This window comes from Halorientalis sp. LT38, assembly GCF_037031225.1.
GTDB classification, from domain to species: Archaea; Halobacteriota; Halobacteria; order Halobacteriales; family Haloarculaceae; genus Halorientalis; species Halorientalis halophila.
The window spans coordinates 2,772,309-2,785,661 of sequence record NZ_JAYEZN010000001.1; the positions used below are offsets into that span (position 1 = coordinate 2,772,309).

The window sequence follows — 13,353 nt, forward strand, 5'->3', positions numbered from 1 at the left end:
GTCCCCGATGCCTCACTCGAGGAGCGATTCGCCCGTCATCGCGGCCGGTTTCTCGACGCCCAGCAGTTCGAGCATCGTCGGCGCGACGTCTGCGAGCGTGCCGCCCTCCCGCGCGACTCGCCCCCCGTCGGTCCCCTCGGGATCGAGATACGCGAACGGGACCGGGTTGAGCGTGTGCGCGGTGTGGGGGTTCTCGGGGGTGCCCATGTCGTCTGCGTTGCCGTGGTCGGCGGTGACGAGCGCGTGCGCGCCGGCCTCGCCGAGCGCGTCCACGAGCCGCCCGACCTGCTCGTCGACGGCCTCGACGGCCGCGACGGCCGCGTCGAAGTCGCCCGTGTGGCCTACCATGTCCGGGTTCGCGTAGTTGAGGACCAGCACGTCCGGGTCGTCGGCACGAATGGCGTCGATGGCCGTGTCGGTCACCTCGGCGGCGCTCATCTCCGGCTGCTGGTCGTAGGTCGCCACGTCGGGGCTCGGCACGATCTCGCGGCGCTCGCCGGGGAACTCCACCTCGCGGCCGCCGTTGAGGAAGTAGGTGACGTGGGCGTACTTCTCGGTCTCGGCGATCCGCAACTGGGTGTGGTCGGTGTTTGCGAGCACCTCGCCCAGCACGTCTTCGGGCTGGTTCGGGGGGTAGGCGACGGGGAGGTCGAAGGTCTCGTCGTACTCGGTCATCGTCACCAGCCGCGTCGCCGGCGGGTCCGTATCGAACTCCCATTCGGGGCGGATGTCGGCCAGCATTCGCGTGAGCTGGCGGGCCCGGTCCGAGCGGAAGTTGAAGAAGACGATCGCGTCACCATCGGAAAGGGCCAGCCCGCCATCGACCAGCGTCGGCTCGACGAACTCGTCCGTGGTGTCCCGGTCGTACGAGTCCGTGACGGCGTCGACCGCAGTGGGGGCGGCGTACTCGGCCTCCCGGTTCACGATGGCGTCGTAGGCGCGTCTCGTCCGGTCCCAGTTCTCGTCGCGGTCCATCGCGTAGTAGCGGCCGCTGACGGTGGCGACGTGGCCGGTACCCCGTTCCTCGGCGTGGGCCGCGAGCGACTGGAGGTAATCCTCGCCCCCCGTAGGGGAGGTGTCGCGCCCGTCGGTGAAGGCGTGGGTGACGGTTTCGGCGTCACGCTCGGCGGCGACGTCGATCAGTGCGTGGAGGTGCGACTGGGCCGAGTGGACGCCGCCGTCGCTGACCAGCCCCATGAAGTGGACCGTGCCCTCGTGGTCCTCGGCGTAATCGAACGCCGATTTCAGGGCCTCGTTGTCGCCGAACTCGCCGGCCACGATGTCGTCGGTGATCCGGGTCGTCTCCTGTTTCACGACCCGGCCGGCGCCGATGTTGAGGTGTCCGACCTCGCTGTTGCCCATCTGTCCGTCGGGGAGGCCGACGCGGCGACCGTGCGTCTCCAGGGTCGTCGCGGCCCCCTGTTCGCGAAAGCGGTCGACGTTCGGGGTGTCCGCGGCGCGGACGGCGTCCCGGGCCGACTCGTCGGGGTTCAGCCCCCAGCCGTCGAGGATGACCAGACCCACCTGCATACGCGGTGGGTCGCCGCCGGAATGTAAAACGCCGTCGGATGCGCGGGCGGCCGGCGGGACGGTCGGGCCCGGGTCGGGGTTCACTCCGGGTGCAGGGCGCCGAAATATGGGCGCGGACGCGTCGGCGACCGCGGCAGTTGCCTCGGGGACCACCGACGTTATGTAAGAGGGCGGCCCAGGCTAACGCATGGAGACGACTATCGTGGACGAAGCGTTCGCCGACAAGTTGGTGACGACCGCGCGCACGGCGGCGGGCGATAGCCTCCGCTCTCTGACCTACTTCACCCGGTCGAACTTCGAGCAGCTATACCTCCGCGAGGACCTCGAACGCGACGCCGACCTCGACAGCTTCATCGGCCACGAGTGGCGCGGCTTCAAGAACACCACCGACGCCTACCGCGGGACCGAACTGGGCGAGTACCGCTACACCATCCGCGTCTTCGAGAACGGCTTCCTCCTCCGGGTGACGAGCGACCGCGACGGCGTGTTCGTCACCACCGACGGCGCGACCATCCGGGACTTCAACTCCTACGTCACCGCCATCAAGGAAGTGCTGGACGAGAAGACCGGCCGCGACGACTGACGACCGCCGGACGGCGGTGTTGCCTCCCCGACACGGACTTTTATTGTCCGAGCTATCGAACGACGGCGGACATGGTCCGCCGCCAGCGGCGCCCGCTCCCCGCCTCCCCGCCCGCGCCCGGAGATCCGTCGGCGGCACGTCCGTCTCGGAAACGCCATGGCCGACGGTGACGCGACGGAGACGGGGTCGCGAACGGAGAAGATCGAGATCAACAGGACGGCGTACGAGGCCTACAGGGACACCGCCGACGTCCAGATCGAGGGCGTCAGGCGTCTCGAAGGGAAGGCCCTCGAAACGGTCAAGGTCGTGTTGCTCGTCACGCTGGGGATCGTCTCGGCCTGGAACGTCTTCGACCAGTTGACGATCGACCTGTACGTCGTCGCCGCCGTGCTCAGTTTCCTCTACTCGCTGTGGTGCTGTATCGGGGTATACACGCCCTCGATCCACCCCCTCGGCCTGAGCGCGGACGCCATCGGCGAGATCCAGCGCGAGACCGATCTGGAGCACCACTACGCCGAACTCGTGGACACCTACCAGGAGGTCGTCGAGAAAAACCGCGAGAAGATGCAGGGGCGCACGGCCGAGTTTCGGCGGGGCCTGTGGGCCGCCTTCGCCGGAATCGCCCTGTTCGCCGCGTCGATCGGCCGACTGGTCACCGCGGAATCGTCGATAGAGCCCGACCTCGGGGTGGTCCTCCTCGTCCTCGCGCTAGCGTACTTCGGATATCGGCAGTAACTGGAGACCGATGGCTCGCAGTCTGCAACAACCACGAATAGCCTCCGCGGGGTATGGTGACCTATGTCTCCGGACGACCAGCACGAGATCTACGAGACGGAGAAGGGGTACCTCCAGAAGTCCCCGTACCCCACGGAGGGAGGGTATCCCGAGGAGCCGGGATATCCTACGGAGGACGGGTGGCCGGACACGGCCCGCGTCGTCGGCGACGCGGACTGGACGCAGTTGTCCTTCGCCGACGGCGAGGAAGTCGATCTCGACGTCGGCATCGACGAGTTCGTCGCCGAACTCGTCGCAGAATCCGACGACGACGAGATCCGACTGGCGATCGACGCCGACCTCGTCACCGCGTACGAGGAGTGACCGGCGCGGTTCGGCCACTGGTCACGCCCGGTCCCCGCGACGGCACTGGACCGCCCGACCGACGGTCCCCGACACTTTTGCTCCCCCCTTGCGTTTGCCCGGCCAATGACCCTCGACCCGGTGCACTTCGACGGCATCGCGCAGCTCGCCGGCCGCATCGAGAGCGGCGTCGACGCCAGCGACCACCGGGACGTGGCCGGCACCGTCTGGGAGGAGTTCCTCGACCCCCTCTACTACGAGGGAACGCCCGTCATCGAACCCCTCGGCGACCAGCGGTGCCGGCTCGTCGATTGCGAGGACGCCGCGCTGATGGAGTCGCCCTTCCCCACCCAGCACGGCCTCGACTCGGGGACGATCAACCCCACCACGTTCAAGAACGGCCTGGTCATCGACGTGGCCCAGGCGGCGATGGCCGCCGTCCCCTCCGATCTGGACCTGCACCGTGGCCGCACCATCGTCAGTACCGTCCACGCGAACGACGGGACAGTCGACGTCACCGAGGACGACTGGAGTCTGTTCGACCAGGGATACGGCCGCGGCCGCATCCTCCAGGCCCCCCGCGTCGACCGCTTCGAGCAGACCGTCGTCCACGCCCTCGCGCTCTACCTCGCCGAGAGCACGCACGCGAAACTCAACGCCGACGTCGTCTCCGACCTCCTGATCCTCGACGGGCCGATCTACCCCACCGGCCTGCTGAAGTGGACGAACCAGGACCCGACGCTGGCCGAACTGCTGGTCGAGGACGAACGTCCCCGTGACGTCGTCCAGCACTACGTCGACCTCGTCGAGCGCTTCGTCGAACGCGACGTTCCACTCGTCGGGTTCGTCAAGAACACGGCCTCCAAAGCGATCACCCGCACCGTCCGCCGGAAATCGGCGGCCCCCTGGGTCAACGACGCGGCCTTCTTCGAGCAGATCCTCCGGCGGACCGACGACGACGGCGAGACCGAGACGGACGCCCTGACCTTCACCAACTGGTTCGTCTCCCGGGCCGGCGCGGACTGTCCCCTCTCCGTTGAGAGCGAACTCGATCTCGACCTGACGAAGGAACTCGACCCGCGGGAGTACGAGGTGACCTTCTTCGTTCTCTACGACCCGCGCGAGGAACTCGTCTACCGGGTCGAGGCCCCCTACGCGTTCACGAAGGACCCCGACCTGCGCGAGGAGCTGACCATGCAGATGGTCACGGACGTGGCCGGACGGACCGGGCCGCCGCTGGCCGTCGAGAAGGCAGACGAACTCGCGCGGATCAGCGTACAGGAGAAGGCCGCACTCCAGCGGCAACTCGAGGAAACGTTCGACAGCGACCGCCAGCGGGCGTACAACGACGTGCGCTGGGACGGCGTGGAGTTCTAGTGCGCCTCGGCCTCGGCCCTCGTCACCTCGATCTCGACGTCGGTGCCGTCGACCCCGACGCGGGCGAACTGGGTGCGCACGTGCTCCTTCGCGGCCCGGATGGCGCGCTCGCGGGTCTCGAAGCCGTGGGGCATGGGGGTCTCGAAGGCGACGTTGAGATCGCGGCCGCCGATGGTGGTCTCCTGGCCGCCGCTCTCGACTTCGTAGAAGGCGTCGCAGACCCAGACGTACGGCGCGTCCTCGTCGGGCGCGCCCTTGAACGACGGCGAGCGCTCGCCGCGCTCGTACAGCGTGCCGGTGAGGTCGGTCCCGCCGGCTGACCCTCGAATGAGTAACATACCCACAGGTACGCGGCCAGCGCGGAAAAAGGCCGCGTCGGTGTCGGTCACTCCATCGAACCTCCGGTCGCCGGTGGTGTGGGCTCCGCGACCGGTCGCGTCACGGGGAAACGTGTTTGACCCACGGGGGCGATGGGGCTGGTATGTCAGATCTGGGCGATTTCACCGACTTCGACGGAAGCGCGGACGAGGGGTCCGCCGACGGGGACACCGGCGGGACGCCGGGAGCGGAGGCCGACGCCGAATCGGGAGCCGACGAGCCGGCGGCCGACGAGACGGCCCAGGCTGCGGCGACCGGGGATGAACCGGCGACCGACGACGAGGAGTCGCCGGCCTTCGAGACCGTGGACGTCTCGCCCGCCGGCTCGGACCGGGGGATGGGCGTGCTCTCGGCCTCAGAGGGCCTGACCATCAGCGAGGACCCCGACGACACGCGGCTCCGGGCCTACGTCACCGTCGAGAACCGCGCGAGCGTCCGGATCGGGAAGTATTTGCTCGTACCCTATCCGGACGGCGAACGTCTCTTCTGCCGGATCACCGCGCTGGAGTACGCCCAGGAGTTTCGCACCGACGACGCGACGGAGATCCACGCCCGGCGCGCGATGCGCTCGCGGGGGATCGACGAGCAGGACTTCAAGTTCATGGCGACGCTGGAACCCGTCGCTGTACTCTTCGAACAGGACGGGGAACTGAAACGCCGGATGACCGACCGGGTGCCAAAACCGGAGACGGTCGTCCGCGCCGCCACGGACAAATCGGAGATCAAGACCGGCCTGAAGATCCCCGAGGACGGGGTCTTCCTGGGCCACCTGGCCGTCGGTGGCGAGCGCGTCGAGACCGCGGCGGAGCCGCCGACCATCGACTACCGGCTCAAGGACGACTACGAGGCCGGCGACCCGCTGGTCTTCCGGCACACCCTGATCGCCGGCGGGACCGGGTCGGGGAAGACCCACGGTTCGAAGAACGTCCTGCGCCAGTACCTCGACGACGACCGGACGTACCCCGTCGGCGACGGCGCCGACCGCGAGGTCCAGACCGCCGTCGTGCAGTTCGACCCGCAAGACGAGTACGCCCAGATGCACGACGACAACCCCGAACTGGATCAGGACGACCGCCGCCGGCTCGAACGCGAGGGGGTCGCATTCGGCGGGCACGACGACACCGTCGCCTTCGTCCCGAAGGTCGGCGGGGCGACCTACGCCGCCGACCACCACCGCGCCGAGCAGGTCGAGTTCACCATCCCCTTCTCGATGGTCCGGGGCAACCCCTGGCTGGTCTCCGGCGGCGGCCTCAACGACAACCAGTACTCCGCGCTGCGATACCTCCTGAGCCGTTTCTTCGACAATCACGGCTCCGCGGGGACCTACGAGCAGTTCGTCTCCTTCCTCGACGACCCGGCGCTGAAGGAGGAACTCGACGAGAGCGGCCGGGTCCACGAGGCGACCTTCGACGCCGTCCGCCGACGAGTAAGAGGGTTCGGCGACGTGTTCGACCAGGACGCGCGCCCGATCACCGACCTCGTGAGCGACTTCGTCCGCCCCGGCGGGCTGACGGTGGTCCCGACCTACCACGTCAACGACCGCCGGGCGACCGAGACCGTGGTGCTCGCGCTGTCGAGCCTGCTGGTCGACGAGAAGCTCTCGAACGACCCGCGCTACGACCGGATCAAGGAGACGCCCCTCGTCGTCGGGATGGACGAGGCCCACAACTTCCTCACCGACGCCGACAGCGTCCAGGCGCGGAAGGTCATCGGAAAGTTCACCGAGGCCGCCAAACAGGGCCGCAAGGAACGGCTGGGCCTCTTTCTCATCACGCAGGACCCCCAGGACATCGCCGAACCGGTCTTCAAACAGATCAACACGACCATCGTCCTCAACCTCGGCGACGAGGACGCCATCAAGGCGGTCAACATCCCCTCGAACCTCGAAGCGAAGGTGCCCTACATGGAGAAGGGCCAGATGGTCGTCTACTCGCCGGACAACTCCGAGTCGGTCGAGCTGATCGGTCTCCCGGTCTGCGTGACCAAACACGGCCGGGACTGAGTCGGTCCGCCGTCGCCGCTCCTCGGCGCGAACTTTCAAATCCCATGAGTGAGTATTGGTACCATGGGAAAGCGTATCCTGGTACCGGTCGACGGTTCGGAGCAGTCCCGTGAGGCCTGTGACTTCGCCATGCGTGAGTACCCGGACGGCGAGTTCGTCCTGTTGCACGTGATCAACCCGACGGAGGCGGGCTACAGCGCGGGCGCGACGCTTCCGAGCTTTTCGGAGGAGTGGTTCGAGCGGGCAAAGGCCGACGCCGAGTCGCTGCTCGAAGAACTCGCGGATCGCGACTCGGCGTCGGAGTCGCGGATCTCGTCGGAGACGGTCGTCGGCAAACCCTCCCGGGCCATCGTCGAGTACGCCGCGGAGAACGACGTGGACCTGATCGTGATGGGGAGCCACGGTCGCTCGGGCGTCACGCGCATCCTGCTGGGCAGCGTGGCCGAGAACGTCGTCCGGAACGCCACGGTGCCGGTGACCGTCGCGCGGTGACTGTCGCGGGGGGAAGGGTGGCGACCATCGTGCGGTGTGGAGTTATCGTACCGCACGCGAGCGAGCCGAAGGCTCGCGAGCGCGCGGAACGCCGGCGAGCGACTACGCGCGGCGGAGCCGCGCACTGGAGCGAGCGGCGATTTTTGTACTAAATTTTTGCCCGACCCTTCGAGCGGCCGGCGACTTTCGCCGCCCGCTCGTCGGGAGGTGGAAAAATTTAGAAGATGTTCGCCTGCTGGTAGACCGAGATGCCGTCGCCGGTGATCTCGTAGGGTTTGGTCTCCCGGGAGTGGTTGGCGTTCCGGATCTTCTGGATCTCGACGGCCATCCGTGTCTCGCGGGTCTCCTGGCGGACGTACCGGAGGTGGACGACGGCGTCGGTGAGGTACTCGATGATGCCGTGCCGGGAGGCGTAGGTGCTCGACTCGCTGGCCTCGGAGGTGAGCATCGTCGTCACGCCGGCTTTCTTCAGCGAGCGGGTGAAGTCGAACACCTGCGTCCGCCGCCTGGCCTGGTTGTCGTACATCATCTCGAGCAGCGACACGGAGTCGAGCACGAGGCGATCGGCGCCGAAGTCCCTGATTAGCTCCGGGAGTTCCGCCTGGATGTTCTGGAGGCTGTTTGCCATCTCCACCGGATCCAGGTCGACGATGGCGAGTTCGTCCTCCTCCTCGTAGCGCTCGAAGTCCCAGTCGCGCTCGTCTGCGGTGGCCATGATCGCGTCGTGGCTCTGTTCGAGCGTGATGAAGACCGCCTTCTCGGTGTCCTCCTGCTGCAGCCCGTGGTGGAGGAACTGCAGGCCGAAGGTGGTCTTGCCGGTCCCGGCCGAGCCGATGGTGACGATGAGGTGACGGCGCGGGATGCCGCCCTGGATCATGTCGTCGAGGCCCTCGATGCCCAGATCCAGCCGGGGGATCTCGGACTCGAAGTCCTCGTCGTCGAACTCGTCGCCGCCACCGCTGCCGCCCGCCGACCCGAACGCGGACGCGAAGTCGTCGTCGAAGAGCTCGCCGCCCTCGCCGCCGTCGCCCCCGTCGCTGTCACCGCCGAACGGACTGCCCTCGTCCCCGCCGGCGTCGAAGGGGCTCTCATCGTCTCCCCCGGCGTCGAACGGACTGCCTTCGTCTCCGTCGGCGTCGAAGGGACTGCTCCCGTCGCCGCCGAAGGGATCGTCGTCCTCCGCGTCGCCCTCGCCGAAGCCGCTGGCCGCGTCGCCCTCGCCGAACACTCCGTCCTCGGCGTCGAACGCCCCGTCGCCGTTCGCGTCGTCGGACTCGTCGCCGACGGCGTCGGATCTTGCGGAGTCGGTGTCCGCTGCATCGTCGGCGTCAGCGGTCTCGTCGTCGGTGACTGCCTCCTCGGCAGCGTCGTCCCCGTCGGTAGCGTCGTTCTCGTCGGTAGTTTCGTCAGCGTCGGCAGCGTCGTCGCCCGCGGTGGCGCTCTCGAACCAGTCGTCGTCCTCACTCATCGGGGACCCTCGTTGACGACCGGGTGATCATACCGGTCTCTCGGTTCGCTGATTGATTAAAGTTGTCCGGTGTTCACGTCCCGATACGGTCGGCCCCGGGCGGTCGCGTCCCGCCCGGTTTATGGTGGCCCGGGGTCAACCCCCGGGCAGATGAACGTCGGGATCGTCGCCCAGCGGGAGAACCCGCGCGCCGCCGCGCTGGCCAGCGACGTCCGCACGCACCTCGAGGGGAGCGGCGTCGGGACCGTCGTCGACGAGACCACCGCCGAGACCCTCGACGCCGACGTCGACGGCGTCGCCGTCGCGGCGATGGACGACTGCGACCTCGTGATCAGCATCGGCGGCGACGGGACCTTCCTCTTCGCCGCCCGCGGTGCGGGGACGACCCCGATACTCGGCGTCAACCTCGGCGAGGTCGGCTTTCTGAACGCAGTCTCGCCCGAAGACGCCGTCGAGACGGTCGCCGACGTCGTCGCGGAGTTCCGCGCGGACGGAGCGCCGACGCTCCGGTCGATGGACCGGATTCGGGTCCGCGGCGACGGCCTGACGATCCCACCCGCGATCAACGAGATCGCCGTCCTGGGTCCCCAGCGGGGCCACGGCCAGGGAGTCGATCTCACCGTCGCGGTCGACGGGGCGACCTACACCGCGGGCCACGCCGACGGGGTCCTCATCGCGACGCCGACCGGGAGCACCGCCTACAACCTCAGCGAGGGCGGTCCGGTCGTCCACCCGGACGTGGGGGGACTGATCGTCACGGAGATGGCGGGCGATCCGGGGATGCCGCCGCTCGTGGTCGGGGCGGACAGCGAGGTCACGGTGACCGTGAGCGGGAGCGACCGGGCGGTCGTCGTCGGGGACGGGCGGACGAGCGAGACGGTTGCACCGCCGGCGACGGTGACGCTCTCACCGGCCGACGAACCGGTCCGCGTCGCGGGGCCGCCGCTGGACTTCTTCGCGGGCCTCGAGAAACTGGACTGAACTTACTTGCGCGCGCTGACGTACACCATCGGGGCCAGCACCAGCAGCGCGATGCCGAGGAACTTCCAGTGGGGCTCCTCGAGCATGCTCTGGGGCGTCAGCATGAAGATGAGGCCGAAACTCAAAAACTGGACGGCGTAAACACGTAGGGACCGCAGCGGCAGGGCCCCGACGAGGGACAGGACGAAGACCAGCAAAAGCGCCTGCCCGACGTTGTACTGGAGCAGGAAGTTGTCGATCACCTGGAGCGGTAGCGCGAGCATCCTTGACTGACACTGACCCTGAAGCGGCCTAAAAACTTCCGTTACTCGGCCGGACCCGTCAGATCGAGCGGGCGCACCCAGACGTACCAGATGGCGATCATGACGCCGAAGTAGCCGACGACCCACACCAGACTGCCGAGCGTGGGGTAGCCGGCCCGGCCGAGCCCGTAGTTCGCGAGTCCGGGGAGGACGACGCCGGCGCTCAGCGCCAGCGCGATCTTGGTTCGGTCCGAGAGGCCCGTCGCGGCGTCTGTCTCGTGGCCGCTCATAGGGGACCCGTGGGCGTCGACCGGCGTGAAAGGTTCGATCCCGGACTCCCGGTGTCAACTCGCGGGCAAGATATAACCCGTGGCTCTCCGAACTGGGGCTATGGCCCAGGATCGGGCGACGGTGCTCGTGGTCGACGACGAGACGGAGGTCGCCGACGTGTACGCGCTGAAACTCGAACGCGAGTACGACGTCCGCACCGCCTACGGAGGCCGCGAGGCCCTCGAAACGGTCGACGAGGACGTCGACATCGTCCTGCTCGATCGCCGGATGCCCGAAGTCTCGGGCGACGAGGTCCTCGAGACGATCCGCGACCGGGGACTCGACTGTCGCGTCGTCATGATCACGGCGGTCGACCCCGACTTCGACATCATCGCGATGCCCTTCGACGACTACCTCTGTAAACCGGTCCAGAGCGACGACCTGCTCGAGGCGATCGAGCAACAGCTCGCCGCCAGCGACCTCGACGAGCGCCTCACCGAGTTCTACGAGGTCACGGCCAAACTGGCCCTGCTCGAAGCCGAGAAGACCCCGCGGGAGCTCGACGGGCACGAGGAGGTCGCCGCGCTCCGGGAGCGCGCCGCCGAACTGGAGGCCGAGATGGACGCATCGCTCGAGGACTTCGCCGACTTCGAGATGGCCTTTCGCGAGATCGGTCGACAGCCCGGTCGGTGATCGTCGGTCACAGAAGAAGCCGGGATGCCGCCTGAGGAACGGCATCGCGGCAAGCTGGCACGTGGTGCTTGCGGGACGGCTGGTAAGGGGACGTGGGCGCGTCCCCCGCCGGTGAGAATCGGAAGCGATGAACCACCCACCCACCGGCGAGACATTATATCAAGCGATACTGGATTAAATTTAACCCGGTGATACTCGGTGGTTTAAATGGTGGTTGGTTTCGACTCAGGCCTCGACGTCGCGCCGGCAGACGAGGACGGACCGGTCTGCGTCGAGCAGGACGCTCTGGGTGACGCTCCCGAACAGGACCTTCCCCGTGGGGGAGCGCTTGCGCCCGCCGATGCAGATCAGGTCCGCGTCCATCTCGGCGGCGGCTTCGAGGATGGCGTCGGCCGGTTCGCCGGATTGCTCGTCGAGGGTCACCTCGTAGCCGGCGTCCTCGAGGCGCGACTCGACGCGCCGGGCCGACTGCAACTGTGTGATCGACGCGCCCGACGGGTTCTCGGTGAAGGAGTGCAGGACCGTCACCGCGACCTCGTCGGGCCCGCCCGGCAGGTCCTCGATGGCTCGTGCCTGCCGCAGTGCGCGGTCGGCGTCGGTGTCGATCGGCATCAGTATCTCGTACATACCCATTCAGTCGAACAGCAGCCTGTTAAATAACAGTGCCAAGTATCAGTAATTGAGAATAGGTGGGGGCGTTCACTATCAGCGTTCGAACGCGGTCCGGGTGGCAGTTACCGAATGCAACCGGGTAGCGAAACGTAACTATAAATCCGTGGCCGTCCTGTGGGGACGTATGGACGACGAACCGGTGGAGATCTGGTGTGCCGGCGAACAGTGGTGTGCCGTGACGGCGACGGCCGCGTTGATCGGCAAGAAGTGGCATCCGGTGATCGTCGACCGGCTGTTACAGGAGGGCGCCCGGGGATTCAACGCCCTGCAGGACGCGGTCGACGGGGTGTCGAGCAAGGTGCTCTCGGACAGTCTGGACGACCTCGAGGACCGCGGGATCGTCACGCGAACCGTCGTCAGCGAGAAACCGTTTCGCGTCGAGTACGCGCTGACCGAGCGCGGCACCGATCTGGCGCCGGTCATCGACGCGATGCGCGAGTGGGGTCGGGATCACCTCGTCCCCGCGCCGGACGAGGGCTCTCCGGCCTGACTACTCCTCGGCTTCCGGGGCGACGAGTCGGCCCCGGCCGTCCGCCTCGACCGCCTCGGCGACGGTCGGCTCCGTCTCCAGGGCGTCGAGTCGGTCCAGCACGGTACAGACGTCCTCGCCGTCCGTGCAGGGCGCGACGTAGGCCAGGTCCCCGTCGCGGTACTCGGCGAGGGTGACCCGCGGCAGGACGAGCGCGACGTAGTTCTCGTCGGTCACCGTCGAGGAGACCCGTCGCGTCTCGAAGAAGGAGTCGACGGAGCGATCGGTCTCCGCCGCCCAGTCGCGGAACGCTTCGACCCTGTTCAACACGTCCCGTCCCGCGTCGGTGCGGGCGGCGGCCGTCGACAGGCTGACCTGCCGCCCCCAGACGTCGAGGGAGAACTCGTCGACGTGCCCGCTCTCGACGAGTTCCTCGAGTCGTTCGATCACCGCCTCCTGCTGGCCCGGCCCGCCACGGGGCGTGAGCGATCGAACGTGGAGATCGACGGTCACCCGCTCCTGCTGTGTCTCTGTGGTCATCGTAATCGGGTGTGCATACCAATCAATACACTGAATGATAAAGATTTGGTGCGCTAGACAAAACCGCCTGACAGGAACGGTATGATCCGGTGTAATCGCCGGCTAATCACCGGCGGGAAACGGCCTCCGAGCGGTCGGTCTCGCGCCCCGAGCGGGAACCCGCGAACGCCGCTTCAGTTCGCAGTATCGCCCGCTGAAACGATCGCACGCCGTCGTCCGCCGCCCTCCGTCATCCCCGTCGGCGTGTCGGGAGCTCCGACCGCCGCGGTGCCGGGGACCCCGCCGGTTCGTGGGGTTCTATGTGGTATGGTAACTCTTAACACCTTGGCGGGCGACAGTTCAGACGGAGGGGGAAATCACGATGGCCAGAACACCCGTCGACGACGCCGACACCGAACCCGACGCGGCCGGCGAGCGCGCCGGATCGCTCGTGGCGCTCGAGGCGGCGGACGGCGTGCTCATCTACGACCGACACGAGCACCGCGCCTGGCTCCAGTCGGACGGGGCCGTGTCCGTGACGGACCTGCGGTAGCGGCCGGAGGGGGCGACCGATCGCGGCCGAGCAGCCGCGGCACTCTT

Annotated in this window: 17 protein-coding genes; 10 read left to right on the plus strand and 7 right to left on the minus strand. The window is 67.9% G+C overall.

Going from position 1 to position 13,353, the window contains the following annotated elements; genetic code table 11:
- Nucleotides 1-12 precede the first annotated feature (12 nt).
- Nucleotides 13-1,530 (minus strand): 2,3-bisphosphoglycerate-independent phosphoglycerate mutase, encoded by a 1,518-nt coding sequence (gene gpmI / locus U5918_RS14275; RefSeq protein ID WP_336002118.1) that lies wholly within the window; start codon nt 1,528-1,530, stop codon nt 13-15.
- 187 nt (nt 1,531-1,717) lie between these two features.
- Between gpmI and U5918_RS14280 the strand changes: the two genes are divergently transcribed.
- The 4 genes from U5918_RS14280 to U5918_RS14295 all read left to right on the plus strand — a co-directional run bounded on the left by U5918_RS14280 (nt 1,718) and on the right by U5918_RS14295 (nt 4,567).
- Nucleotides 1,718-2,113, plus strand: a complete 396-nt coding sequence (locus tag U5918_RS14280; protein ID WP_336002119.1) for a DUF7522 family protein — start codon at nt 1,718-1,720, stop codon at nt 2,111-2,113.
- Between the two features lie 156 nt (nt 2,114-2,269).
- The gene (locus U5918_RS14285) at nt 2,270-2,848 is read left to right on the plus strand and encodes a hypothetical protein (RefSeq protein WP_336002121.1); all 579 of its coding nucleotides are present in this window, start codon (nt 2,270-2,272) and stop codon (nt 2,846-2,848) included.
- A gap of 63 nt (nt 2,849-2,911) precedes the next feature.
- Entirely contained in the window at nt 2,912-3,211 is a 300-nt protein-coding gene (locus U5918_RS14290; protein ID WP_336002122.1) for a hypothetical protein, read from the plus strand.
- 105 nt (nt 3,212-3,316) lie between these two features.
- Nucleotides 3,317-4,567 (plus strand): DNA double-strand break repair nuclease NurA, encoded by a 1,251-nt coding sequence (locus tag U5918_RS14295; protein WP_336002124.1) that lies wholly within the window; start codon nt 3,317-3,319, stop codon nt 4,565-4,567.
- Here the strand turns inward: U5918_RS14295 and U5918_RS14300 are convergent.
- Nucleotides 4,564-4,905, minus strand: coding sequence for a DUF7113 family protein (locus tag U5918_RS14300; protein ID WP_336002126.1), 342 nt, complete (start codon nt 4,903-4,905; stop codon nt 4,564-4,566). The genes U5918_RS14295 and U5918_RS14300 overlap by 4 nt on opposite strands.
- A 143-nt stretch (nt 4,906-5,048) precedes the next feature.
- Here U5918_RS14300 and U5918_RS14305 point away from each other — a divergent pair, with 143 nt between their 5' ends.
- Nucleotides 5,049-6,947, plus strand: coding sequence for an ATP-binding protein (locus U5918_RS14305; protein WP_336002128.1), 1,899 nt, complete (start codon nt 5,049-5,051; stop codon nt 6,945-6,947).
- A gap of 63 nt (nt 6,948-7,010) precedes the next feature.
- On the plus strand, nt 7,011-7,439 hold the full coding sequence (locus U5918_RS14310; protein ID WP_336002130.1) for a universal stress protein: 429 nt from the start codon (nt 7,011-7,013) through the stop codon (nt 7,437-7,439).
- A 217-nt stretch (nt 7,440-7,656) separates the two neighbouring features.
- Here U5918_RS14310 and U5918_RS14315 read toward each other — a convergent pair whose 3' ends face one another.
- The gene (locus tag U5918_RS14315; RefSeq protein WP_336002131.1) at nt 7,657-8,907 is read right to left on the minus strand and encodes a KaiC domain-containing protein; all 1,251 of its coding nucleotides are present in this window, start codon (nt 8,905-8,907) and stop codon (nt 7,657-7,659) included.
- 150 nt (nt 8,908-9,057) lie between these two features.
- Here U5918_RS14315 and U5918_RS14320 point away from each other — a divergent pair, with 150 nt between their 5' ends.
- Nucleotides 9,058-9,888: an NAD(+)/NADH kinase gene (locus tag U5918_RS14320; protein WP_336002132.1), complete on the plus strand. Its 831-nt coding sequence runs from the start codon at nt 9,058-9,060 to the stop codon at nt 9,886-9,888.
- A gap of 2 nt (nt 9,889-9,890) precedes the next feature.
- On the opposite strand, the gene U5918_RS14325 is transcribed toward U5918_RS14320, so the two are convergent.
- Nucleotides 9,891-10,151, minus strand: a complete 261-nt coding sequence (locus U5918_RS14325; RefSeq protein WP_336002133.1) for a DUF8006 family protein — start codon at nt 10,149-10,151, stop codon at nt 9,891-9,893.
- 41 nt (nt 10,152-10,192) lie between these two features.
- A complete protein-coding gene (locus U5918_RS14330) occupies nt 10,193-10,420 on the minus strand; it encodes a DUF7996 family protein (RefSeq protein WP_336002134.1) in 228 nt (75 codons plus the stop codon).
- Between the two features lie 100 nt (nt 10,421-10,520).
- Between U5918_RS14330 and U5918_RS14335 the strand changes: the two genes are divergently transcribed.
- Nucleotides 10,521-11,093, plus strand: a complete 573-nt coding sequence (locus U5918_RS14335) for a response regulator (protein WP_336002135.1) — start codon at nt 10,521-10,523, stop codon at nt 11,091-11,093.
- Between the two features lie 225 nt (nt 11,094-11,318).
- Here U5918_RS14335 and U5918_RS14340 read toward each other — a convergent pair whose 3' ends face one another.
- A complete protein-coding gene (locus tag U5918_RS14340) occupies nt 11,319-11,720 on the minus strand; it encodes a universal stress protein (protein WP_336002136.1) in 402 nt (133 codons plus the stop codon).
- A gap of 169 nt (nt 11,721-11,889) precedes the next feature.
- Here U5918_RS14340 and U5918_RS14345 point away from each other — a divergent pair, with 169 nt between their 5' ends.
- Nucleotides 11,890-12,255 carry a winged helix-turn-helix transcriptional regulator gene (locus tag U5918_RS14345; protein ID WP_336002137.1) on the plus strand — a complete coding sequence of 122 codons (366 nt, stop codon included), beginning with the start codon at nt 11,890-11,892 and terminating at the stop codon, nt 12,253-12,255.
- Here the strand turns inward: U5918_RS14345 and U5918_RS14350 are convergent, their stop codons facing one another.
- Nucleotides 12,256-12,774 (minus strand): HTH domain-containing protein, encoded by a 519-nt coding sequence (locus tag U5918_RS14350; protein ID WP_336002138.1) that lies wholly within the window; start codon nt 12,772-12,774, stop codon nt 12,256-12,258.
- 361 nt (nt 12,775-13,135) lie between these two features.
- On the opposite strand from U5918_RS14350, the gene U5918_RS14355 reads away from it, so the two are divergent.
- A complete protein-coding gene (locus U5918_RS14355; RefSeq protein WP_336002139.1) occupies nt 13,136-13,306 on the plus strand; it encodes a DUF7331 family protein in 171 nt (56 codons plus the stop codon).
- Nucleotides 13,307-13,353: the final 47 nt, after the last annotated feature.